Origin of the sequence: Streptomyces sp. IMTB 2501 (genome assembly GCF_001953885.1) — a bacterium.
GTDB lineage: Bacteria > Actinomycetota > Actinomycetes > Streptomycetales > Streptomycetaceae > Streptomyces.
The window spans coordinates 1-19,211 of the sequence record NZ_MQUS01000008.1; the positions used below are offsets into that span (position 1 = coordinate 1).

The 19,211-nt window shown below is 70.4% G+C and carries 19 protein-coding genes and 1 pseudogene; 13 read left to right on the top strand and 7 right to left on the bottom strand.

Annotated features, from left to right (window positions below; genetic code table 11):
• Positions 1–203 precede the first annotated feature (203 nt).
• The 7 genes and pseudogenes from AV521_RS15540 to rbsD all read left to right on the top strand — a co-directional run.
• Positions 204–488 (top strand): annotated as a pseudogene (locus AV521_RS15540) (NUDIX domain-containing protein); the annotation flags it as partial.
• A gap of 125 nt (positions 489–613) precedes the next feature.
• Positions 614–1,324: an SDR family oxidoreductase gene (locus AV521_RS15545; protein ID WP_305965166.1), complete on the top strand. Its 711-nt coding sequence runs from the start codon at positions 614–616 to the stop codon at positions 1,322–1,324.
• Between the two features lie 144 nt (positions 1,325–1,468).
• Entirely contained in the window at positions 1,469–2,485 is a 1,017-nt protein-coding gene (locus tag AV521_RS15550; protein WP_076088675.1) for a LacI family DNA-binding transcriptional regulator, read from the top strand.
• A complete protein-coding gene (locus AV521_RS15555) occupies positions 2,482–4,014 on the top strand; it encodes a sugar ABC transporter ATP-binding protein (RefSeq protein ID WP_076088677.1) in 1,533 nt (510 codons plus the stop codon). Before AV521_RS15550 ends, AV521_RS15555 begins: the two co-directional genes overlap by 4 nt.
• Complete coding sequence (locus AV521_RS15560; RefSeq protein ID WP_076088679.1) at positions 4,004–5,956, top strand: substrate-binding domain-containing protein; 1,953 nt, start codon at positions 4,004–4,006, stop codon at positions 5,954–5,956. Before AV521_RS15555 ends, AV521_RS15560 begins: the two co-directional genes overlap by 11 nt.
• A 70-nt stretch (positions 5,957–6,026) precedes the next feature.
• Positions 6,027–6,929, top strand: coding sequence for a ribokinase (locus AV521_RS15565; protein ID WP_076088681.1), 903 nt, complete (start codon positions 6,027–6,029; stop codon positions 6,927–6,929).
• Positions 6,926–7,306, top strand: coding sequence for a D-ribose pyranase (gene rbsD / locus AV521_RS15570; protein ID WP_076088683.1), 381 nt, complete (start codon positions 6,926–6,928; stop codon positions 7,304–7,306). Before AV521_RS15565 ends, rbsD begins: the two co-directional genes overlap by 4 nt.
• Before the next feature lie 21 nt (positions 7,307–7,327).
• On the opposite strand, the gene AV521_RS52255 is transcribed toward rbsD, so the two are convergent.
• On the bottom strand, positions 7,328–8,251 hold the full coding sequence (locus tag AV521_RS52255) for a GNAT family N-acetyltransferase (RefSeq protein WP_305965167.1): 924 nt from the start codon (positions 8,249–8,251) through the stop codon (positions 7,328–7,330).
• Positions 8,252–8,451: 200 nt separating this feature from the next.
• Between AV521_RS52255 and AV521_RS15580 the strand changes: the two genes are divergently transcribed.
• The 3 genes from AV521_RS15580 to AV521_RS15590 all read left to right on the top strand — a co-directional run bounded on the left by AV521_RS15580 (position 8,452) and on the right by AV521_RS15590 (position 10,005).
• On the top strand, positions 8,452–9,276 hold the full coding sequence (locus AV521_RS15580; protein WP_076088685.1) for a helix-turn-helix transcriptional regulator: 825 nt from the start codon (positions 8,452–8,454) through the stop codon (positions 9,274–9,276).
• A complete protein-coding gene (locus tag AV521_RS15585) occupies positions 9,263–9,490 on the top strand; it encodes a DUF397 domain-containing protein (RefSeq protein ID WP_076088687.1) in 228 nt (75 codons plus the stop codon). The genes AV521_RS15580 and AV521_RS15585 overlap by 14 nt, the downstream gene beginning before the upstream one ends.
• An 80-nt stretch (positions 9,491–9,570) precedes the next feature.
• Positions 9,571–10,005: a hypothetical protein gene (locus AV521_RS15590; protein WP_076088689.1), complete on the top strand. Its 435-nt coding sequence runs from the start codon at positions 9,571–9,573 to the stop codon at positions 10,003–10,005.
• Between the two features lie 43 nt (positions 10,006–10,048).
• Here AV521_RS15590 and AV521_RS15595 read toward each other — a convergent pair whose 3' ends face one another.
• Genes AV521_RS15595 through AV521_RS15605 form a run of 3 tightly spaced genes read right to left on the bottom strand, consistent with a single transcriptional unit; the run spans position 10,049 to position 13,184 of the window.
• Complete coding sequence (locus AV521_RS15595; protein WP_076088691.1) at positions 10,049–10,888, bottom strand: sugar phosphate isomerase/epimerase; 840 nt, start codon at positions 10,886–10,888, stop codon at positions 10,049–10,051.
• Positions 10,885–12,036: a dihydrodipicolinate synthase family protein gene (locus tag AV521_RS15600; protein ID WP_076088693.1), complete on the bottom strand. Its 1,152-nt coding sequence runs from the start codon at positions 12,034–12,036 to the stop codon at positions 10,885–10,887. The genes AV521_RS15595 and AV521_RS15600 overlap by 4 nt, the downstream gene beginning before the upstream one ends.
• On the bottom strand, positions 12,033–13,184 hold the full coding sequence (locus AV521_RS15605) for a Gfo/Idh/MocA family protein (protein WP_076088695.1): 1,152 nt from the start codon (positions 13,182–13,184) through the stop codon (positions 12,033–12,035). The genes AV521_RS15600 and AV521_RS15605 overlap by 4 nt, the downstream gene beginning before the upstream one ends.
• A gap of 266 nt (positions 13,185–13,450) precedes the next feature.
• Here AV521_RS15605 and AV521_RS15610 point away from each other — a divergent pair, with 266 nt between their 5' ends.
• Positions 13,451–14,503, top strand: a complete 1,053-nt coding sequence (locus tag AV521_RS15610) for a LacI family DNA-binding transcriptional regulator (RefSeq protein ID WP_076088697.1) — start codon at positions 13,451–13,453, stop codon at positions 14,501–14,503.
• Here the strand turns inward: AV521_RS15610 and AV521_RS15615 are convergent.
• Together AV521_RS15615 and AV521_RS15620 are read right to left on the bottom strand one after the other, a co-directional pair.
• Entirely contained in the window at positions 14,489–15,706 is a 1,218-nt protein-coding gene (locus AV521_RS15615) for an FAD-dependent monooxygenase (RefSeq protein WP_218639353.1), read from the bottom strand. The two genes, AV521_RS15610 and AV521_RS15615, sit on opposite strands and share 15 nt — an antisense overlap.
• A gap of 121 nt (positions 15,707–15,827) precedes the next feature.
• Positions 15,828–16,139 carry a hypothetical protein gene (locus AV521_RS15620; RefSeq protein WP_143658613.1) on the bottom strand — a complete coding sequence of 104 codons (312 nt, stop codon included), beginning with the start codon at positions 16,137–16,139 and terminating at the stop codon, positions 15,828–15,830.
• 337 nt (positions 16,140–16,476) lie between these two features.
• On the opposite strand from AV521_RS15620, the gene AV521_RS15625 reads away from it, so the two are divergent.
• Positions 16,477–17,406, top strand: coding sequence for a bifunctional helix-turn-helix transcriptional regulator/GNAT family N-acetyltransferase (locus AV521_RS15625; protein ID WP_076088701.1), 930 nt, complete (start codon positions 16,477–16,479; stop codon positions 17,404–17,406).
• 42 nt (positions 17,407–17,448) lie between these two features.
• On the top strand, positions 17,449–18,249 hold the full coding sequence (locus tag AV521_RS15630) for a sugar phosphate isomerase/epimerase (protein ID WP_076088703.1): 801 nt from the start codon (positions 17,449–17,451) through the stop codon (positions 18,247–18,249).
• Positions 18,250–18,596: 347 nt separating this feature from the next.
• Here AV521_RS15630 and AV521_RS15635 read toward each other — a convergent pair whose 3' ends face one another.
• Positions 18,597–19,193, bottom strand: a complete 597-nt coding sequence (locus tag AV521_RS15635; RefSeq protein ID WP_076088705.1) for an alpha/beta hydrolase — start codon at positions 19,191–19,193, stop codon at positions 18,597–18,599.
• Positions 19,194–19,211: the final 18 nt, after the last annotated feature.

The following is a 19,211-nucleotide window of genomic DNA, read 5'->3' on the forward strand; positions in this document are numbered from 1 at the left end:
TCTGCGCACCCATGTCGAACTTCATGTCGCCTCCCCCGGTACGGTCTGATAAGAAACGTTTCCGCCCTTGCCATGCTCACAGCTGCCGATCGCATCTGCAACCGTCCTACGTCACAGCCCCGCCACAGAGTCCGACCCGTTGCCGTGCGTACCGGAGCCAACAGGTGGGACGCCGTTGGTGAGTTCCCGACCTGGAGCGGCGGGTGCATACCTACGTCCTCAAGGGCGGGACAGCCCCGGCAGCGAACAGCCTGGTTCCCGCTACCTCCACAGTCGTTGTCGACGACTCCGGGCGCATCCTGCTCCAGTGCCGTCGCGACAAAGGCATGTGGGCTCTGCCCGGAGGCGCCATGCACATCGGAGACTCGCTGCCTGACTGCGCCATCCGCGAGACCCGCGAAGAGACCGGCTTTGAGGTCGAGATCGTCGGCATCGTCGGCACGTACACCAACCCCCGTCACGTCTTCGCCTACGACGACGTCGAGGTGACCGTGCCGACCCGCCGTGCGACCGGGTTCTACCGGGGACTGGGGTTCCACGAGACCGCCTCCTGCCTGAAGTGGACGAAGAAGGGGATGCCGTAGTGGGCGACGAAGACGAAAGGGACGACTCCGTGACCTTGAGCATGCCGATCGCGGGCGCCACCGCCCTGGTGACCGGCGCCAACCGTGGGCTGGGGCGGGTGCTGGCCCGGATGCTGCTGGAGCGTGGCGCGCGGCGCGTCTACGGCGGGGCCCGCGACCCGCGCTCGGTCGTGGAGCCCGGCGTCGTTCCGGTCCGCCTCGATGTCACCGATCCCGCCCAGGTGGCCGCGGCCGCCGAGACCTGCTCCGACGTGACCCTGCTCGTGAACAACGCCGGAGTACTGACCGACAGCCCCTTGCTCGCCGCACCCGGCACGGACGCCGCTCGCACGGAGATGGAGGTCAACTACTTCGGCACCCTCGCCATGTGCCGTGCCTTCGCGCCGCTGCTCGTCACCCACGCCCCCGGCGCCCTCGTCAACGTGCTGTCCATCGGCAGCTGGTTCACCAACCCGGCGATGGGCTCGTACAGCGCCTCCAAGGCCGCCGCCTGGGCCATGACCAACGGGATCCGGGGGGAGCTGAGCGGCACCGGCGTTCTTGTCGTCGGCGTGCACTGCGGGTACATCGACACGGACATGGCCGCCCATGTGACTCACCCCAAGAACACCCCGGAGTCGATCGCCGAGCAGACCTTCGACGCCGTCGAGGCGGGCCGTACGGAAGTCCTCGCCGACGAGCGCACCCGGCGGGCCAAGGCGGAACTGAGCCGGCCCGGGCCCGGCGCCGGCCCTTCCTAGCCTCCGGTCACGATTAGGTTTCGGTCAATCTTCAACCTCTTGCACACCACCCGTGTAATCGATTCCAATCCTTCCTGCGGCCCGGCGTGGAATCGATTACACGACCGGCCGCCAAAGAGTTCTCACAAGGAGGTGAGCCCCGCGATGGCGAGTATCAAGGACGTCGCCGCCTCGGCCGGGGTGTCCGTCGCCACGGTCTCGCGTGTCCTGAACGCGCATCCGTCGGTGAGCGCCGACGCACGGGCGCGCGTACTGACCGCCGTCGAGGAGCTGGGGTACCGGCCCAACGCCGTCGCCCGGTCGCTGCGTACCGACCAGACCCACACCCTCGGGCTCGTCATCAGCGATGTGCTGAACCCCTACTTCACCGAGCTGGCTCGCTCCGTCGAGGAGGAGGCCCGGGCCCTCGGGTACAGCGTGATCATCGGGAACGCCGACGAACGGCCCGAGCTTCAGGATCACCACGTGCGGAATCTGCTCGACCGGCGCATCGACGGGCTGCTCGTCTCCCCCACCGACGGGGGGTCGCCGCTCATGCTCGATGCCGCTCGGGCCGGGACGCCCACGGTGTTCGTGGACCGCTGGATCCCGGGCGTGGCCGTGCCCGTCGTACGGGCCGATGGGCGGGCGGCCGTACGGGATCTGGTCGCGCATCTGTACGCGCTCGGGCACCGGCGGCTCGCCATCATCGCCGGGCCCGCCGCGACCACCACCGGCAGTGAGCGGGTCGAGGCATTCCGGGCCGCTCTCGCCGAGTACGGGCTTCCGCTCCCCGAGGCCTACACGGGCCAGGGCGACTTCCAGGCCGAGAGCGGGCGGCGGGTCACCGAGGGGTTTCTGGATCTGGCTCGGCCGCCGGAGGTCGTCTTCGCCGCCGACAACCTCATGGCACTCGGTGCACTCGACGCGGTACGCGCGCGTGGGCTGCGCGTTCCGGACGACATCGCGCTGGCCGCGTTCGACGACATCCCCTGGTTCGTGCACACCGATCCGCCCGTCACCGCGATCGCCCAGCCGACCGGTGAGCTGGGGCGGGCGGCCGTACGGGCGCTCGTCGACCGCATCGAGGGGCGGGCGGCCGCGTCCGTCACCCTCTCCGCCCGGCTCGTCGTGCGCCGCTCGTGCGGCGAGCATCCCCCGAAGAACAGGAGCACGTCGTGAGCAACCCGGACGAGTTGCTGCGCATCGAGGGCATACGGAAGACCTTCCCCGGCGTGGTCGCGCTCGACGGCGTCGACTTCGATCTGCGCCGGGGCGAGGTCCATGTGCTGCTCGGTGAGAACGGCGCCGGCAAGAGCACGCTGATCAAGATGCTCTCCGGGGCTTATACGCCCGACGCCGGGCGGATCCGGGCAGGCGGCCGCGAAGTGCGGATTCACGGCGCCCAGGACGCCGAGCGGCTCGGGATCGCCACCATCTACCAGGAGTTCAATCTCGTTCCGGATCTGACCGTCGCCGAGAACATCTTCCTCGGGCGGCAGCCTCGGCGCTTCGGGATGATCGACCGCAAGCGGATGGAGGCCGAGGCCGCCGTCCTGCTCGAACGTGTCGGCGTTCGGGTCTCTCCACGCGCGCGTGTGCGTGAACTCGGCATCGCGCGGCTGCAGATGGTCGAGATCGCCAAGGCGCTCAGCCTGGACGCGCGTGTGCTCATCATGGACGAGCCGACCGCCGTGCTCACCTCGGAGGAGGTCGAGAAGCTCTTCGGCATCGTGCGCCAACTGCGCGCGGATGGCGTCGGGATCGTCTTCATCACCCATCATCTGGAGGAGATCGCCGCCCTGGGGGACCGGGTCACCGTCATCCGGGACGGGCGCAGTGTCGGGCAGGTGCCTGCCTCCACGTCCGAGGACGAGCTGGTACGGCTCATGGTCGGGCGGTCCATCGAGCAGCAGTATCCACGGCAACGGGCCGACCGCGGCGCGGCCTTGCTGTCCGTCGAGGGGCTCACCCGGGACGGGGTGTTCCACGACGTGAGCTTCGAGGTGCACGCCGGTGAGGTCGTCGGGATCGCGGGGCTGGTGGGCGCCGGGCGTACCGAGGTCGTACGGGCCGTGTTCGGGGCCGATCCGTACGACGGCGGGGTCGTCGCCGTCTCCGGGACGCGTCTCAAGCGGCATGACGTGAACGCCGCCATGGCGGCCGGGATCGGGCTCGTGCCCGAGGACCGCAAGGGGCAGGGGCTCGTGCTCGACGCCTCCGTCGAGGAGAACCTGGGGCTCGTGACGATGCGGGCCGCCACCCGGGGCGGGCTCGTCGACCGCAAGGGTCAACGGGCCGCCGCCGAGCGGATCGCCGGGCAGCTGGGCGTGCGGATGGCCGGGCTCGGGCAGCGTGTGCGGACCCTGTCCGGTGGCAATCAGCAGAAGGTCGTCATCGGGAAGTGGCTGCTGGCCGACACCAAGGTACTGATCCTCGACGAGCCGACGCGTGGGATCGATGTCGGCGCGAAGGTCGAGATCTATCAGCTGATCAATGAGCTGACCGCCGCCGGGGCCGCCGTGCTGATGATCTCCAGTGATCTGCCCGAGGTGCTCGGCATGAGCGACCGGGTGCTGGTGATGGCCCAGGGCCGGATCGCCGGCGAGTTGCCCGCGGCCGACGCCACACAGGACGCCGTCATGGCGCTCGCCGTCTCCACCCCCACCGCTGAGAAGAACACCGCGAAGGAGGCCTCCCGTGGCCACTGACACGCTCAAGAGCCGGGCGAGCGCGACCGGCGCCCCGGGTGGCCTGCGCCGGCTGCTCCTCGACAACGGCGCGCTCACCGCGCTGATCGTTCTGGTCATCGCCCTGTCGGCGCTGTCCGGGGACTTTCTGACGACGGACAACCTGCTCAACATCGGTGTTCAGGCGGCCGTTACGGCCATCCTCGCCTTCGGTGTGACCTTTGTGATCGTCTCGGCCGGCATCGATCTTTCGGTCGGGTCCGTGGCCGCGCTGTCGGCGACCGTGCTGGCCTGGAGCGCCACGCAGCACGGGGTGCCCGTGGCGGTCGCCGTTCTGCTCGGGCTCGGCACGGGTGTCGTGGCGGGGCTGGTGAACGGTTTCCTCATCGCCTACGGCAAGTTGCCGCCGTTCATCGCGACGCTGGCGATGCTGTCGGTGGGGCGGGGTCTCGCCCTGGTGATCTCGCAGGGGTCGCCGATCGCCTTCCCCACCTCGGTCTCGCACCTCGGGGACACGCTCGGCGGCTGGCTGCCGGTGCCCGTGCTGGTCATGGTGGTGATGGGGCTGGCCGCCGCTCTTGTGCTGGGGCGGACGTACATCGGACGCTCCATGTACGCCATCGGCGGCAACGAGGAGGCCGCACGGCTGTCCGGGCTGCGCGTGCCGAAGCAGAAGCTCGCGATCTACGCGCTGTCCGGGGTGTTCGCGGCCGTCGCCGGTGTCGTGCTGGCCTCCCGGCTGTCGTCGGCGCAGCCGCAGGCCGCCGACGGCTACGAGCTGGACGCGATCGCGGCGGTCGTCATCGGCGGGGCCTCCCTCGCGGGCGGCACCGGCAAGGCGTCCGGCACGCTGATCGGCGCACTGATCCTGGCGGTGCTCAGGAACGGCCTCAACCTGTTGAGCGTCTCGGCCTTCTGGCAGCAGGTCGTGATCGGTGTCGTCATCGCGCTGGCGGTGCTGCTGGACACCGTGCGGCGCAAGGCGGGGGCGACTTCGGTGGCGACCGGCCCCGGGGGAGCCGGCAAGGGCAAGCAGGCGGCGACGTACGCCCTCGCGGCCGTGGTGACCGTGGCGATCGTCGGCGCGGCCTCCTTCCTGCACGGCGGTTCGTCGTCCTCCACGAACCCGAGGATGGGCCTGTCGCTGTCCACCCTCAACAACCCGTTCTTCGTGCAGATCCGGGCGGGGGCCCAGGCCGAGGCGAGGAAACTGGGCGTGGACCTGACCGTCACGGACGCCCAGAACGACGCCTCGCAGCAGGCCAACCAGCTGCAGAACTTCACCAGTTCGAGCCTCGGCGCGATCATCGTGAACCCGGTGGACTCGGACGCGGCGAGCAATTCGGTCAAGGCCGCCGACCAGGCGAAGATCCCGGTGATCGCCGTCGACCGGGGCGTCAACAAGGCCGACGTGGACGCTCTGGTGGCGTCCGACAACGTGGCAGGCGGTGAGCTGGCCGCCAGGACGATCGCCGGGAAACTCGGCGGGAAGGGCAAGATCGTGATCCTGCAGGGCCAGGCGGGTACGTCGGCGGCACGGGAGCGCGCGCAGGGCTTCGCGAACGGCCTCAAGGCCTACCCGGGCATCCAGGTGCTGGCCCAGCAGCCCGCCGACTTCGATCGCACCAAGGGCCTCGACGTGATGTCGAACCTGCTCCAGGCCCACCCGGACGTGCAGGGCGTCATCGCCGCCAACGACGAGATGGCGCTCGGCGCGGCCAAGGCGCTCGGCTCCAAGGCCGGCAAGTCCGTACAGGTGGTCGGTTTCGACGGCACCCCGGACGGCCTGACGGCGGTGAAGAACGGCACGCTGTACGCGTCGGTCGCCCAGCAGCCGACGCAGTTGGGGAGGATTGCCGTGGACAACGCGCTACGGGCGGTCCAGGGCAAGAAGGTGGAGCCGACGGTGAAGGTACCGGTGAAGGTGGTCACGAAGGACGACGTGGCCGGTTTCAGCGGCTGACAGCGGCGGCCGGACATGGACGGCTGTCAATGGGCGGGTCATCTCTCAGGGGAGCAAGGGGAGTCAACTGATGTACGACTACAACCTGTTGGTCGTGGGGTCGGCCAACGCCGACCTGGTGATCGATGTCGAACGGCGGCCGGCCGCCGGTGAGACGGTGCTCGGCGGCGACCTGGCCGTCCACCCGGGCGGCAAGGGCGCCAACCAGGCGGTCGCCGCCGCCCGGCTCGGCGCGAGTACGGCCCTGCTGGCCCGGGTCGGCGACGACGGCCACGGCCGGCTGTTGCTGGACTCCCTGCACGCGGCCGGCGTCGACACGGTCGGCGTGCTGGTGGGCGGGGCGCCGACGGGCGTGGCGCTGATCACGGTGGACCCCTCCGGGGACAACAGCATCGTGGTGTCGCCCGGCGCGAACGCCCGGCTCACCCCGGCGGACGTCCGGGCGGCGGTGAGCCTCTTCCTCGCTTCCCGGGTGGTCTCGGCGCAGTTGGAGATCCCGCTGGAGACGGTCGTGGAGGTCGTGCGGAACCTGTCCCCGGACGGCCGCTTCGTACTCAATCCGTCCCCGCCGCGCCCCCTGCCTACGGAGGTGCTGGCGGTCTGCGATCCGCTGATCGTCAACGAGCACGAGGCGCGGGTGATCCTCGGCGAGTCCTGTGTGAGCGAGGACCCGGCGGACTGGGCACGGCTGCTGCTGGCCAAGGGCCCGCGGTCGGTGGTGGTGACGCTGGGCGCGGAGGGGGCCCTGGTGGCCGACTCCGGTGGTGTCTCCGCCGTGCCGTCGGTGAAGGTGGACGCGGTGGACACCACGGGCGCGGGTGATGCGTTCACGGCCGCGCTGGCCTGGAAGCTGGCGTCGGGTGCGGATCTGCCGGAGGCGGCGGCCTATGCGGCCCGGGTGGGCGCGGCGGCCGTGACGAAACGGGGCGCACAGGAGTCGTACCCGACGGCGCGGGAGGTCGACGCCCTGTGAAGAAGGCGGGGATCCTGAACCGCCATCTGGCTGGTGCCCTGGCCGAGTTGGGACACGGCGACACGGTGCTGGTGTGCGACGCGGGCCTGCCGATCCCGGCCGGGCCCCGCGTGGTGGACCTGGCGTTCCGAGCCGGCGTCCCGTCCTTCGCCGAGGTCCTGGACGGCCTGCTGGCCGAGCTGGTCGTGGAGGGGGCTACGGCGGCGGAGGAAATGGGCGGCGCCAACAGGGTCCTGCTGGAAGGCCGCTTCCCCAGGCTGTCCCTGGTACCGCACGAACGCCTGAAGCAACTCTCGGCGGGCGCACGTCTGGTGGTCCGCACCGGCGAGGCACGGCCGTACGCGAATGTGCTGTTGCGGTGCGGGGTGTTCTTCTAGCGCGGACGGGGCGGAAGAGCGTCAGATGTCGCCCTGGATCAGGGCGTGCAGATGCTCGTCGTGCCACCCGTCCTCGTGGAGCAGCGCGCTGCGCATCGTGCCTTCGACGGAGAAGCCGGCCTTCGTCGCCACTCGGCACGACGCCTGGTTGGCCACCGCGTGGCACAGCCGGAGCCGGTGCAGGCCGAGGTCGTCGAACGCCCACCGGCTGAGGCGCTTCGTTGCCTCGACCACGACGCCGCGCCCGCGTCCTGCGGGCAGGATCCAGTACAGGATTTCGGCGCTGCCACCGGCGAGGTCGATGTCGCCCCAGCCGATCAGGCCCACGGCCTGGCCGCCGTCGGGGTGGGCGATGGCCCATATGGCGCTCTGCTCGTTCTGCCAGCGCTCGTGCATGCGCTCGATTCGCTTGCGTGCTTCCGTCAGCGAGGTCACGACCAGTCGGTTCCACTGGCGAATCGTCGGTTCCTGCCCAGCGGCTACCAACGTGCCGGCGTCGCTGACGCGCCAGGGGCGCAGCTCCAGGCCGCCGTCGAGGGCGAGCACGGGTTGTTGCAGCTTGGCCAGGTAGCCTGCGGGAACGACGGGCGGAATGGGCGAGATGATCATCACGGCATCGTGCCACAGCCCGACGTCAGCGCCGACTGAACAATGACCTGCTCGTCGGCCCCGCGCCCGGCCGGCCGAGCCGTGCCCCCTGCTCTCCGCGACCCGCTTGACGTCCGTCAGGGACTCACTGAGCCGCTCGGCCAGGAAGCGCAGCTCCTCGCCGGTCAGCCGCTGCTCGGCGAGGAGTTCGGCCGCGTGGTCCAGCAGACCCGCCGCCATACCGAGCTGCACGCTCTCGATCTGGTCCGCAAGCCGGGAGACGTATCCCGTGCCGTCACCCATCAGACAGCAGGGTTTGCCGTCCGCACCGGTCCAGGGAAGCAGGCGCCCGCTCATGCGTAGGTCTCCACGAGGTCGAGACAGGGAGGGAGCAATGGCTCGACCAGCCGGGCGAGGAGATGTGTCATGCCGACCTGCTTTCTCACCTGCGGTGACTGCGTTCTGTGGGGAATCGCTCACAGAGTGGGGTCGGGGCTGGCTACGCTGCTAGGGGCGGGGGCTTGACAGCGCCTTTGTCAGGAACGGGAGTTGGCCGCATGAGCGTTGACCGCAGGCCGCGGACGCCGCGCGAGAAGTACGGGGAGGAGCTGAGGCTGCGGCGGATCGCGGCCGGGCTCACCCAGGAACAGCTGGGCGAACTGATCGTGTGCTCACCCACGCTGATCAGTCATTACGAGGCGGGGAGGAGGCTGCCCAAGCCCGATGACGCACGGCGGATCGACCAGGCACTCAAAACGGACGGGTTCTTCACACGGTGGCTGGAGGACCTGGAGTCGAAGTACGCACACTACTTCGCGGCCGTGGCCGAGCTTGAGCAACAGGCCACGCTGATCCAGCAGTTCGCGCTGTCGTTGGTTCCCGGCGTATTCCAGACCGAGGACTACGCGAGTGCCCTCTTCCGCGCCTACCGGCCGACCTATACGGCTGAGGAACTTGACGAGTTCCTCGTCAACCGCACAAAACGCCGCCAAATCCTCGACGGCTCCGAGCAGCCGGTCATCTGGACGCTGCTCGACGAGACGGTGCTGCGGCGCCGCGTCGGTGGCCCGCAGCTCATGGCCGAACAGCTGCACAAGATCGCGGACACGGCCGAGGCAGGGCGGCTGCGGCTTCATGTGCTTCCGTACGGTGTCGGGGCGGACCCGCTTCAGCAGAGCCTGCTCACGCTCATGAGCTTCGAGGACTCTGCTCCGGTGGCCTATGCCGAAGGCTTTCTCACCGGCAATCTGATGGACGATCCGGCGCTGGTGGCCGCCAGCCAGACCGCCTGCGCTCTCGCGCTGAGCGACGCGTTGTCGCAGCAGGAATCACTGGCCGCAGTCAGGGCGGCAGCGGAGGAACACGCACATGGTCAGCAGTGAGCACACCGTCTCCGACTCGTCCATGCTCACCGGGTGGTACAAGTCCAGCTACAGCAGTGGCAACAACGACGAATGCCTGGAGATCGCCTGCGGCCACACCGTCGTCCCCGTCCGCGACAGCAAAGTCACCACCGCACCTGCCCTGATCTTCTCCAGCGACGGCTGGCAGTCATTCGTGACCGCCGTCAAGGACGGTCGGATCGGGGACATCTGAGAGAGGCATCTTGAACCCGAACATGATTGGATCTTCGCCGTCGCCCTTCGCGACAGGAAACCGATCAGGGAACGGGGAACATGCGCAGGACAGTTACCGTCGCAGCCGCCCTCGCCACGGCGGCGCTGCTGCTGACGGGATGCGGCGGCAGCGGCAAGGACTCGGCCAGCGGCAAAGCGGCCTCGCCGAGCGTGCCGTCGGCGGCCAAGACAGCCGACAAGGCCACCCACACCGTGACGCTGCAGGTCGCCGGCGAGGGCAGCACAATGGTGATGTACAACCTGTCGAGCGATGGCTCCGGGACACAGAAGCTGCCGTGGACGAAGACGGAGACCATCCACCTCACGGCTGCTGAACAGCGGGTGGGGTACCTGGTGTCGGTCGTCCCGGGCTCGGTCCAGGGCACCGGCGGGACGCTGAAGATGGCATCCTGCATGATCAAGGTCGATGGCAGGCAAGTCACCGACAACGACGGCGGCAAGAGCAACAAGCCCTGCGAGTACAAGGTCAGGTAGGGCGGACCCCGGCCTGACCCGGTGCGCCGGGTCGGGCCGCGAACTACGAGCGGATCACCTGCTGCACGAACCGCGCCGCCGTCTCCGCCAGCACTTCCCGGCCATCCCTGGCCCATAGATCGTCGTTGAAGAGTTCGACCTCGATCGGGCCCGTGTATCCAGCCGCCTCCACATAGTCCCGCCACTCGCGCATGTCGATCGCACCGTCGCCGATCTGGCCCCGGCCGTTGAGGACACCCTCGGGCAACGGGGTGATCCAGTCGGCGAGCTGGAAGGAGTGGATACGGCCGCTCGCCCCCGCCCGCGCGATCTGCGCCGGAGCCTGGTCGTCCCACCAGATGTGGTACGTGTCCACGGTCACCCCGACCTGGTGCGCCGGGAAGCGTTCGGCCAGGTCCAGGGCCTGGGCCAGGGTCGAGACCACGCAGCGGTCGGACGCGTACATGGGGTGCAGCGGCTCGATGGCCAGGCGGACGCCGTGGTTCTCGGCGTACGGCGCCAGTTCGGCGAGGGCGTCGGCGATGCGTTCGCGAGCCGCCCGCAGGTCCTTGCTGCCGGGCGGGAGGCCGCCCGAGACCAGGACCAGGGTGTCCGTGCCGAGCGTCGCCGCCTCCTCGATCGCACGCCGGTTGTCCGCCAGCGCCGCCGCTCGCGCCTCCGGGTCGATCGCCGTGAAGAAGCCGCCCCGGCACAGCGTCGTCACCGTCAGGCCCGACGCGCGGATCAGTTGCGCCGTCTCCGTCAGGCCGTACTCCCGCACCGGTTCCCGCCACAGGCCCACCTGACCGACACCCAACTGACCACAGGCGCCCACCAGTTCCGGCAGCGCCAGCTGCTTCACCGTCATCTGGTTGATGCTGAGACGCGAGAGTTCGGCCGTCATGAGGTCACCCCGTACAGCGACAGCAGCGTCTTCATCCGCTCCTCCGCGAGCTTCGGGTCCGGGAACAGACCCAGGCCGTCGGCGAGTTCGTAGGCGCGGGCCAGGTGCGGCAGGGAGCGGGCCGACTGGAGGCCGCCAACCATCGCGAAGTGCGTCTGGTGGCCCGCGAGCCAGGCCAGGAACACCACGCCGGTCTTGTAGAAGCGGGTCGGGGTCCGGAAGAGGTGGCGGGACAGTTCCACGGTTGGGTCCAGCAGGCCCCGGAAGCCGGCCGTGTCCCCCGTGTCCAGCACCCGTACCGCCTGAGCCGCCAGCGGGCCCAGCGGGTCGAAGATGCCGAGCAGGGCGTGGCTGAAGCCCTGGTCGTCACCCGCGATCAGCTCAGGGTAGTGGAAGTCGTCGCCGGTGTAGCAGCGGACCCCTCGGGGCAGTCTGCGGCGCAGGCCGATCTCGCGCCGGGCGTCCAGCAGCGACACCTTGACGCCGTCGACCTTGTCCGGGTACGCGGCGATGACGTCCAGGAACACCTCCGTCGCCGGGTCCAGGTCCGTCGCGCCCCAGTAGCCCTCCAGCGCCGGGTCGAACATCGGGCCCAGCCAGTGCAGGATCACCGGCTCGGCGGACTGGCGCAGCAGGTGGCCGTAGACCTCCAGGTACTCCTCGGGGCCGGAAGCGGCGGAGGTCAGGGCCCGGGACGCCATCAGGATCGGCTGGGCGCCCGCCTCCTCGACCACGGCCAGCTGTTCCTCGTAGGCGGCGCGGATCTCCGCGAGCGAACCGCCCGTGAGCTGGTCGGTGCCGACCCCGCAGGCGATCCGGCCCCCGGCCGACCGTGCCTCGGCCGCGCTACGGCGGATCAGCTCGGCCGCGCCCGCCCAGTCCAGGCCCATGCCGCGCTGGGCGGTGTCCATCGCCTCGGCGACGCCGAGTCCGTGGGACCAGAGGTGACGGCGGAAGGCGAGGGTGGCGTCCCAGTCGACGGCGGCGGGCGAGTCGGGGGTCGTGTCGGCGTACGGGTCGGCCACGACATGCGCCGCCGCGAAGACCGTACGGGAGGTGAAGGGGGTGCCCGGTGTCACCGGCAGGGGCTCGGTGCGGGGCTCGTACGGCCGCAACGTCCCATCGAGGGACGGGAGTTGAATAGTCACAAGGAGATCTCCGGTACCTCGATACGGCGCCCCTCGGCCGAGGACTTCAGTCCCAGCTCGGCGAGTTGGACACCACGGGCACCGGCCAGCAGGTCCCAGTGGTACGGGGCGTCGGCGTAGACGTGCTTGAGGAACAGCTCCCACTGGGCCTTGAAGCCGTTGTCGAAGTCCCCGTTGTCCGGCACCTCCTGCCACTGGTCGCGGAAGACCTCCGTCGCGGGGATGTCCGGGTTCCAGACCGGCTTGGGGGTCGCGGAGCGGTGCTGGGCGCGGCAGGTGCGCAGGCCGGCGACGGCGGAGCCCTCGGTGCCGTCGACCTGGAACTCGACCAGTTCGTCGCGGTTGACCCGGACCGCCCAGGAGGAGTTGATCTGGGCGACGGCGCCGCTCTCCAGCTCGAAGATGCCGTAGGCCGCGTCGTCCGCCGTCGCGTCGTAGGGCTTGCCCTGTTCGTCCCAGCGCTGCGGGATGTGGGTGGTGGCGAGGGCCTGGACGGACTTCACTCGGCCGAACAGTTCGTGCAGGACGTATTCCCAGTGCGGGAACATGTCGACGACGATGCCGCCGCCGTCCTCCGCTCGGTAGTTCCAGGAGGGGCGCTGGGCCGGCTGCCAGTCGCCCTCGAACACCCAGTAGCCGAACTCTCCCCGGACGGAGAGGACGCGGCCGAAGAAGCCGCCGTCGATGAGGCGCTTCAGCTTCAGCAGGCCCGGCAGGAAGATCTTGTCCTGGACCACGCCGTGCTTGACGCCCTTCTCCTGGGCGAGACGGGCGAGTTCGAGGGCGCCGGCCAGTCCCGTCGCCGTCGGCTTCTCGGTGTAGACGTGTTTTCCGGCGGCGATCGCCTTCTTGATCGACTCCTCGCGGGCGGAGGTGACCTGGGAGTCGAAGTAGATGTCGACGACCGGGTCGGCGAGAACGGCGTCCACGTCGGTGGAGACGTGATCGAGGCCGTGCCGGTCGGCGATCTCCCTGAGCGCGTGCTCGCGTCGGCCCAGCAGGACCGGCTCCGGCCACAGCACGGTGCCGTCGCCGAGGTCGAGCCCGCCCGCCTCACGCAGGGCGAGGATCGACCGGACGAGGTGCTGGCGGTAGCCCATGCGCCCGGTCACGCCGTTCATGGCGATACGCACCGTCTTGCGTGTCACGTCAGTCCCCTTCGGGGGCGCCGCGCGCCCCGGTCGGTACGGCAAGCGAGTAAGCGAGCAAGCGAGCGCAGCAAGCGCTTTCTATCGTGAGAAGCTAGCCTCTGGACACTGGTCTGTACAAGACCGTGTCCCCTTCGAATTGTTCGAGGGGGCGAACACTCCGGGTCCATGGCTTTAAGGTCTGGTCGACAGTTTCTCGGAACCAGTGGCCTGGCCTGGCTGTCTACGAGGGCGTACGACACGATGCGCGACCGGAGGACGACGACATGACGGTGACCCTGGCGGATGTGGCGGCCCGCGCCCAGGTCTCACCCGCGACGGTGTCGCGCGTGCTGAACGGCAACTACCCGGTGGCTGCCTCGACGCGCGAGCGGGTGCTGCGAGCGGTGGACGAGCTGGACTACGTCCTCAACGGCCCCGCGAGCGCCCTCGCCGCGGCCACGTCGGATCTGGTCGGGATCCTCGTCAACGACATCGCCGACCCGTTCTTCGGGATCATGGCGAGCGCGATCCAGGCCGAGATCTGCGGTCCGGGCGGCCGGGCGGGCGGCGAGCGGCTGGCGGTCGTGTGCAACACGGGCGGCTCGCCGGAGCGGGAACTGACGTATCTGACGCTGCTGCAGCGGCAGCGGGCGGCGGCCGTGGTGCTGACCGGCGGGGCCGTGGAGGACGCGCCGCACGCGGCGGCGGTCGCGGCGAAGCTGCGCAAGCTGGCGGAGGCCGGCACCCGGGTGGTGCTGTGCGGGCGGCCGCCTGCGCCCGGCACCGACGCGGTCGCCCTCACCTTCGACAACCGGGGCGGGGCACGCCGGCTCACCGAGCATCTGCTCGGCCTCGGCCATCGGCGCCTCGGCTACATCGCGGGCCCCGAGGAGCGTACGACGACCCGGCACCGGCTGGAGGGCCACCGGGCCGCGCTGGCGGCGGCGGGGGTCGAGGAGGACCCTCGCTGGACGGTGCACGGGCGGTACGACCGGCAGTCCGGGTACGAGGCCACGCTGGAGTTGTTGCGCCGTGACCCCTCGCTGACGGCGGTCGTCGCAGCGAACGACTCCGTGGCCCTGGGGGCGTCCGCGGCGCTGCGGGAGTCGGGGCTGCGGGTTCCCGAGGATGTGTCGGTGGCCGGGTTCGACGACCTGCCGTTCAGTGTGGACGCGGTGCCTTCGCTCACGACGGTGCGGTTGCCGCTGGCGGAGGCGGGGGCGCGGGCCGGGCGCATCGCCATGGGGCGGGAGGAGGCGCCGCCGGGAGGTGTCGCCTCCGTCCGGGGGGAGTTGATGGTGCGGGGGTCCACCGGGGTGCCGTCAGCGGGGAAGTGACCGGCCCAGAATCGGCAGCGCCGCCTCGCCCCTGCGGCGGTCGTGGTACCAGCGCTTGCCCGTGTCGTAGGCACGCCGTGCGCCGCGGACGGCGGCGAGCTGGGTGGCCAGGTGGACCTGGTACTTCCAGGCGCGCTGCCGGCCGGTGCGGACCGACATGGCGTAGGCGAAGGAGACCGGGTCGCGGTCCAGATAGTCGTCGAGCTGCTCGAACCAGGCCATGCTGGAGCGCGCTCCGGCCTGCGTGGAGTGCAGTTCGGCGCGGCGGTGCTGGTCGTACTCGCGCAGCGCCGTCCGCAGGTCCGGGTACCGGGTAAGAGCGTGGGCCAGCACGATCGCGTCGATGATCGCGAGCCGGGTGCCGGAGCCGAGCGTGAAGTGGGTGGTGTGGGCGGCGTCGCCGGCCAGGACGACATTGCCGTCGACCCAGGTCCGGTTGCTGATGTGCCCGAACCGCTGCCACTTCGCCGGTTCGCCGCGTGATCTGCTGATCAGGGAGTGGCCGTCGAGGGCGCGGTGGAAGATCTTCTCCAGCAGGGGTACGGCGTCCTCGGCTTCGAGCGTGTCGAGCCCCAGGCCCTGCCAGGTCCGCGGTGAGCACTCCACGATGCAGGTGCTGATCCGCCCCTTGATCGACGGGTAGGCGTGGAACCAGATCCAGCCCGCGGGGGTCTCCTCGAAGTCGAAGACGAAGCTGCCGAACTGCCGGTCGGTGCCGAGCCAGATGTAGGGGTTGCGGCCGGTCTCCACGTGGGTGCCGAAGTGCTCGACGCGGCTCTGCCGGATCCGGCTGCCCGCGCCGTCCGCGGCCAGGATCAGGTCGGCCTCCGGCAGGTCGGCGGGGTCGTCGAGCTTCTGGCCGTGCCGGACGTCGACGCCGAGTGCTCGCGCGCGCCGGGTCAGGACCTCCAGCAGGGCGGCGCGGCCCATGCTGTAGCCGTAGCCGCCGAAGTACGCGGTGCCGTCGTGCCGGCTGCCGTGCAGGCGGATCTCCTGGTCCTGCCAGAGCACGGAACCGGCGCTCACCGCCCGTGCGCTCTCGGGGTCGGTGCGGTGCAGGATGTCCAGCAGATCGTTCCAGTACACGACGCCCCAGCCGTACGTCGCCTCCGGCGGATCCCGCTCGATCACGATGATCTCGTGCCCGGCGTCCCGCAGTTTCGCGGCGATCGAGAAGTACAGCCCGGCCGGACCTCCACCCACGCAGACGATCCTCATCCGGTCACCGCCTCACCGTCTGGTCATATGGATCCGGGTGCCCTTGGGGTCGGGCACCCGGATTCACCCTTTGTTCTCAGAGGGCGTCGATCACGCCTGCCGGCATTCAGTCGCAGCCGCCATCTCCCCAACCCCAGCCGCCGTCGCCCCAGCCCCAGCCGCCGTGGTCGTCGCCCCAGCCCCAACCGCCGTGGTCGCCCCAACCGCCGTGGTCGCCCCAGCCGCCGTGGTCGCCCCAGCCGCCGCCGTGGTCGCCCCAACCACCACCGTGGTCGTCGGTGAACGCGGAGGCGGTGACGTGCTCAGGAGCAGCGGTGGTGGCGGCGTGGGCAGCCCCGGCTCCGGCCGCGATGGCCAGGATCGGTGCTGAGCAGACCGCGATGGCCACTCTCTTGATACGAGTCGCGTGCGCGCGCATGATGAGCCCCTCTCCGAGGGTTTGATTGTTTTTCGGCGGCCTCCACGGGCCGTCCGCCAGCGCTCCAGAGCCTGCGCGTAGCTCTGCGCATCGTCCGCCGCCCGCGATGCCCTGCGGGGGCGTCGTCACTGCCGATTCAAAACGGACATATGTGACGTTTGATTTCAAACGTACGATGCGATCGCGAGGATGTCAAAAGCTGGACCAGTCAGAGAAAGAAAGAACCAGCAAAGGAAGTTGGGGCGCCGAAAGGGGTCGATCCATGGACGCGGGCGGGCGGCGGACCTAGGCTCGGAGAGACGATATCTCTGACTGAGTCAAGCATCTGGGGGCGATCATGACCGTCCAGGACGTCCGCGCCTTCAACCGTTTCTACACGGGCCTCATCGGCGCCCTCGACTACGGCCGCCGCCTCTACGCCCCGTACACCCTCACCGAATCCCGCGTGCTGTACGAACTCGCCCGGGTTCCGCACCTGGACGCCGTCGAGCTGCGCACCCAGCTCGACCTGGACGCCGGGTATCTGAGCCGCATCCTGAACAAGTTCGAGGACGCCGGCCTGATCGAGCGCGGGCCCTCGCAGAGCGATCCGCGCCGGCGGCGGGTACGGCTGACCGAACGGGGCCGGGAGGCCGCCGGAGTGCTGGACGAGCGGGCCCGGGAGACGATCGGGGCGCTGCTCGACACCGTGGCCCCGGCCGACCGGCCACGGCTGGCGGAGGCCATGCGGACCATCCAGGACATCCTCGGCGAGCGGCGCGCCGGGTCCCACGAGGTCGTCCTGCGCGAGACCGGTCCCGGTGACCTCGGCTGGATCGTGCAGCGCAACGCCGCGCTGTACGCGGCCGAGTACGGCTGGAACGCCGACTACGAGGGGCTGGTCGCCCGGATCGTCGCCGACTTCGCGGAGGACCATGACCCCCATCTGGAGCGGGTGTGGATCGCCGAACAGGGCAGCCGGCCGGTGGGCTGTGTGATGTGTGTACGGGACGACGCACCCGGTGCCGCCCGGCTGCGGCTGCTGCTCGTCGAGCCCGAGGCGCGCGGGCACGGCGTCGGCGACCGGCTGGTGCGGGCCGTGATCGACTTCGCGCGCGGGGCCGGCTACCGCGAGCTGGTGCTGTGGACCAACGACGTGCTGAGCGGTGCCCGCCGTATCTACCAGCGACACGGCTTCGTGCTCGTCGCCGAGAAACCGCACCGCTCCTTCGGCAGGGATCTCGTGGGACAGGACTGGCGGCTGGATCTGCATGGATCGGGCGAGTGACAAGCAGCGCGAGTGACGGGCAGGGCGAGTAGGGTCCGGGCCATGAAGCTGGCGTTCTCCACTCTCGGTGTCCCCGGCCTGCCCGTCCCTGAGGTCCTGGCGCTCGCGACCGCGCACGGCTACCACGGTGTCGAACTGCGCGCCCACCCGGAGGAGCCGGTGCATCCCGGCCTCTCCCCCGCCGAACGCGCCGGGACCGCGGCGCTGTTCAAGGAGGCCGGGGTCGAGGTGCTGGGCGTCGCGGGGTACGCGCGCGTCGCCGCGCCCGGGGCGGACTCTCCCGTGCTGACGGAGATCCGGGATCTCCTTCAGCTCGCCCACGACCTCGGCGCCCCCTTCATCCGGGTCTTCCCCGGCGCCGACCCGGACCGTCCCCGTGAGGAGTCCGACGCCATCGCCGCCCGGCGGCTCGGCACCGCCGCGGAGGACGCTGCCGCGCTGGGCGTCCGGATCCTGCTGGAGACGCACGACTCGCACCGCACCGGTGCCGCCGCGATCCGGGTCCTCGGGCCGGTCGGGCACCGGCAGGTGGGGGCGCTGTGGGATGTGATGCACACCTGGCTGGGCGGCGAGCAGCCGTCCGACACATATGCGGCTCTCGCGCCGCATCTGGGATATGTGCAGGTCAAGGACATCGCCTCGGCCGACGACACGGTGCCGCTGCCGCTGGGCTCGGGGGTACTTCCGCTCACCGAGTGCGTGGATGTGCTCTGCCGGCGCGGGTGGGACGGGTGGTTGTGCTGGGAGTACGAGAAGCGCTGGCACGAGTCGGCTGCGCCGCTTGCGGGGCTGCTCGGTGCCGGGCGGGATCATTTGCTGCGGCTCTTGGACGAGGCGGCCTAGGTCGGCTACGGGCTCGGGGGCTGGTCGTCGTCGCCGGTTGCGGGTGCGTGATGGTCTGATCGCGCCCACGCGGCGGGTCTTGGCGGACCTGCCGGCCACCAGCACGGCACAACCCACCATCGCCGAGTACGGGTGCGGGTGCGTGATGATCTGATCGCGCCCACGCGGCGGGTCTTGGCGGACCTGCCGGCCACCAGCACGGCACAACCCACCATCGCCGAGTACGGGTACGGGTGCGTTGTGGCTGGTCGCGCCCACGCGGCGGAGCCGCATATCGGTACAGCCCCGCGCCCCGGAGGGTGCGGCCACCGCTCCCTGAAACGCACCGGCACCCTGCCGCTACGGGCTCAGGGGGCCGGACGTGCCGTCAGCGGGGTCGTGGCATGCAGGCACCAGTCCAAGACCGCCGGCCAGGAGCCGTAGCCCGCGTCGAGGTCGAGGTGGGCGGCGGACGGGAGGATGTCGACGGGGATGCCGAGCGGGTCGGCGTAGAGGCGGTCCGCGCCCTCGGGGCAGTACGGGTCGTCGTCACTCGCGACCAGGTGGGTGGGGGCGGGAAGGGCCACGTCCAGGGCGGGCGGGGCGAACGGGGAAACCTGCGGCCGGCCGGCGAGGAAGGATCCGGACGGCGGAGCGACCAGCAGCACCCGGTCCGCGTACCGCAGCTGCTTCAGGCCGCGGTACGCGGCGTGCAGCCACAGCACCGCGGACAGGCTGTGGGCGATCACGACCCGCTCCCCCGGGCCGGATCCGTTCAACTCCTCCAGATGGCGGACCAGTTCGGCGAGCCACACCTCCAGCTCCGGGGTGTCCGGGTCGGACAGCTGGGGATAGCTGACCCGGTGGCCCAGTTCGGTGAGCCGGGTGGTGAGCCAGTGCTGCCAGTGGCCCTCGGGGCGGCGGTTCTGCCAGCCGTGGAGGACGAGGTACGAGTGCGTGGTCATGGGTGCGATGCTTGCCGA

Coding starts and splice junctions, on each gene's coding strand:
- AV521_RS15550 (WP_076088675.1), top strand. CDS start 1,469: ATGGCGAGTATCAAGGACGTCGCCGCCTCGGCCGGGGTGTCCGTCGCC.
- AV521_RS15565 (WP_076088681.1), top strand. CDS start 6,027: ATGTACGACTACAACCTGTTGGTCGTGGGGTCGGCCAACGCCGACCTG.
- AV521_RS52255 (WP_305965167.1), bottom strand. CDS start 8,251: ATGAGCGGGCGCCTGCTTCCCTGGACCGGTGCGGACGGCAAACCCTGC.
- AV521_RS15580 (WP_076088685.1), top strand. CDS start 8,452: ATGAGCGTTGACCGCAGGCCGCGGACGCCGCGCGAGAAGTACGGGGAG.
- AV521_RS15585 (WP_076088687.1), top strand. CDS start 9,263: ATGGTCAGCAGTGAGCACACCGTCTCCGACTCGTCCATGCTCACCGGG.
- AV521_RS15590 (WP_076088689.1), top strand. CDS start 9,571: ATGCGCAGGACAGTTACCGTCGCAGCCGCCCTCGCCACGGCGGCGCTG.
- AV521_RS15595 (WP_076088691.1), bottom strand. CDS start 10,888: ATGACGGCCGAACTCTCGCGTCTCAGCATCAACCAGATGACGGTGAAG.
- AV521_RS15610 (WP_076088697.1), top strand. CDS start 13,451: ATGACGGTGACCCTGGCGGATGTGGCGGCCCGCGCCCAGGTCTCACCC.
- AV521_RS15620 (WP_143658613.1), bottom strand. CDS start 16,139: ATGCGCGCGCACGCGACTCGTATCAAGAGAGTGGCCATCGCGGTCTGC.
- AV521_RS15625 (WP_076088701.1), top strand. CDS start 16,477: ATGACCGTCCAGGACGTCCGCGCCTTCAACCGTTTCTACACGGGCCTC.
- AV521_RS15630 (WP_076088703.1), top strand. CDS start 17,449: ATGAAGCTGGCGTTCTCCACTCTCGGTGTCCCCGGCCTGCCCGTCCCT.
- AV521_RS15635 (WP_076088705.1), bottom strand. CDS start 19,193: ATGACCACGCACTCGTACCTCGTCCTCCACGGCTGGCAGAACCGCCGC.